We start from the raw sequence: 2809 nt of genomic DNA on the forward strand, positions 1-2809 counted from the left end.
TCTCATTAACATAAGAGAATAGTAACGTGCTTTTAAGTTTAAGAATAGTCTAAATCCTTAAGTTGATGGATGTGTGATGCTACCCCATTAAGCATCTCTTTTCCTCCTTATTTTTCTAAATATAGTTCTATTATCTCAATTCGCATAATCCTTTTGGTTATTGCAACGATGACTCCTCTGTTATTGATAGGGGATTTTTATCCATCCATATGATAGTGCCTTCAATACTGCATTTAACCTGTCTTTTACATCTAACTTTGTTAAGATATTTGAAATATGATTTTTTACTGTATTATGACTTAACCCTAAATTTTCAGATAGTTCTTGATTAGAATACCCTTTCGCTAAACCGTTTAATATCTCTAATTCCTTGTTTGTAAGGGTATCTAATGGTTGATTTATTTTCATTTTCAAAGGCTTTCTTTGCTTTAAGGGAACTTGAAGATTATGTAATTTTGAAAGTGATAATTTTGTATTTATTTTAATGCAAGAAAGTCCCTTGTTATAATACTCACAACTTAGTTTGAAATTATTGGCTTCTTCATAATACCTTGCAAGCTCTATGTATAATACTCCTAAAATTTTTGTATCGTCTATTTCTTTGAAAAAAGGAATAGCCTTCGTTTCTAAAAAACGTCTGTAAAATTCACGGTGAAAATTTTGGTATTTTTGTAATGAAAATAAGTAATACATTTTAGGGTATTTATTTTCAGTTTTTTGGAGACCTGTGTTTAAAATTTTTTTTGCTCGTTTCAATTCATTTTTGGCTATATAATAGAGAAGTTTATCATATAGTTTTTCAATTTGAATTTCTTCGTTTAAAACACAATTATTATTATTTTTAATTTCATCTAATCGCTTATATAGTAAGTTTGTAATATGTGAGGTAGGAATAATTTTTTTGTTTTCAATTTTACTTAAGTAAGCTGTAGAACAAATATTATGGCATAATTCATCTTGACGAATGCCACTCTTTATTCTCTCTTCATAAATTATTTTCCCTATATCTTCATTTTTTATATTGTAATCAATTATTTCTAATTTATCTTTCAATTATTTAGCCGTTCTAAAAGCAAGTTAGTAACTAGTGGGTTGGGGGCTATTTTATTATTTTCCAGTGAACTTAAATAAGACGTAGTACAAATCCCTTCGTATAATTGGGCTTGTGATATATTATAAAATTTTCTATCTTTATAAATTTTTTCTGCAATTTTTTCCAATGTAATATCCCCTTTAAAAAACTTAAGATTTGATTTTCCTTTGTTGATGTATAGATACATTGTTTTCAGACGAATAGATCTAGTTAATTCAATGAGAATATCATACTTTTTTTATATTACACTTTTATTTACAAAATATCCAAATTTAATCAGATACGAAATGTATCAAGTACATTATCTTTTTCTTCTTTATTAATGCCGATGTATCTTAATGTAATTTGTGGTGTACTATGATTCAATATTTCTTGTAACATAGCAATATCCTTTGTTTGCTTGTAAAACCAATATCCGAATGTTTTACGCATGGTATGGGTACCTAAAGATTCGACTCCAGCAAAATCCCCGGCTTTTTGTAATTGTCGATAGGCTTGAATTTTACTAATGGGTTTATCCCCTTTTCTAGAAGGAAATAGCCAGGTACTTTTTAGTTCTTCAGCATATGGAAGTACTTCCTCAAAAATGGATGTAATATTTATGATACGCTCCTTTTTTGTCTTTCCTTCTTTCACTTTAAATTCTTTCCGTTTTTTTCTCCTCAGTTTTAAAATTTCACTCGTTTCCATTTTAAGTAAATCACTTACACGCAATCCTGTATTGATTCCAATTAGGAATAAAATGTAATCTCGATCTGAACAATGACGTTTAAGTGACCATTTCATATCTTCGAGCTGTTCTTTGCTCCGAATTGGTTGTACATCAATTAAATGTTGCTTTTTCTCCATCTGTTTTTCAATCCCTTTATTTTCAATGATTTGAATGTATACTTTTTTGTCTATTTTTATAATATCAATGAAATTTGATGGAAGTCAATGTTTAAGCTAAAATGAATGTAAACTTTTTTATAAAAGTTTACATTGGGAAATAGATAAAAAATTTTTTATTCATATCATTAACAAACATAAATGTTCAATAAAGATACTTAATTACAAATGCAATTATTTGATTTATAATTATATTTAGAAAATAGAATGGAAAGGTCTTGATAATATGTTGGGTATTGATGTTATAAAAACAACAGAGGAATTAATTATTAAATGGCAATTGGCAAAAGTTAATATTCCATTAAATGAAATTATTGAAGTTACTGAAGATGATACTTATGCTGGCGTTGAAAAAAATGATGCAATTCGAATTGGGACACCTTATGCTACAACTGATCGCATCTTAATTAAAACTAAAAAGCAAGATTATGTATTATTTACTACTAATAAAGTTTCAATTTTAAATAAAATAAATGCTTAACAACTTGATTGGTTTAATATAATTCTTTAGAAAAAAGGCGACTAATGTAAATTCGTCTTTTTTCTTTTTATAAATTTGAAAGTAAACTAATGGGTAAAAGTTTACATTGGAGACAACTTGTTATTATGATTAGAATATTGCATATGGAATTAAATTTCCAAATGAAAAAGTAAAAAATATGGAAAATATAAACTTCAAAATTCGGAATAAATAATGTATTCTAAATATAAGAGTTAGTTTACTTTTTCTTCTTTCGGGACAAGGCTATTAGGGTGTTTTTGCCCATCCCCTCGAAAAGGTGGATTAAGGGATCTCCCTAAAAACAAATCCCCGTTAAAAGGCGCTTC

Annotated in this window: 4 protein-coding genes; 1 reads left to right on the forward strand and 3 read right to left on the reverse strand. The window is 27.5% G+C overall.

The window, feature by feature from the left end:
• Nucleotides 1–180: 180 nt before the first annotated feature.
• From PDQ33_RS28610 to PDQ33_RS28620, 3 genes are all read right to left on the reverse strand, one after another.
• Nucleotides 181–1053 carry a response regulator transcription factor gene (locus tag PDQ33_RS28610; RefSeq protein ID WP_270394692.1) on the reverse strand — a complete coding sequence of 291 codons (873 nt, stop codon included), beginning with the start codon at nt 1051–1053 and terminating at the stop codon, nt 181–183.
• Complete coding sequence (locus PDQ33_RS28615; RefSeq protein WP_270394694.1) at nt 1050–1220, reverse strand: helix-turn-helix domain-containing protein; 171 nt, start codon at nt 1218–1220, stop codon at nt 1050–1052. The genes PDQ33_RS28610 and PDQ33_RS28615 overlap by 4 nt, the downstream gene beginning before the upstream one ends.
• A 149-nt stretch (nt 1221–1369) precedes the next feature.
• Entirely contained in the window at nt 1370–1942 is a 573-nt protein-coding gene (locus PDQ33_RS28620; RefSeq protein ID WP_097826268.1) for a tyrosine-type recombinase/integrase, read from the reverse strand.
• A gap of 265 nt (nt 1943–2207) precedes the next feature.
• On the opposite strand from PDQ33_RS28620, the gene PDQ33_RS28625 reads away from it, so the two are divergent.
• Nucleotides 2208–2462: a SunI/YnzG family protein gene (locus PDQ33_RS28625; RefSeq protein WP_044440149.1), complete on the forward strand. Its 255-nt coding sequence runs from the start codon at nt 2208–2210 to the stop codon at nt 2460–2462.
• The last annotated feature ends 347 nt before the right edge of the window (nt 2463–2809 follow it).

Origin of the sequence: Bacillus cereus group sp. Bc031, from assembly GCF_027716265.1 — a bacterium.
Taxonomy (GTDB): Bacteria; Bacillota; Bacilli; order Bacillales; family Bacillaceae_G; genus Bacillus_A; species Bacillus_A paranthracis.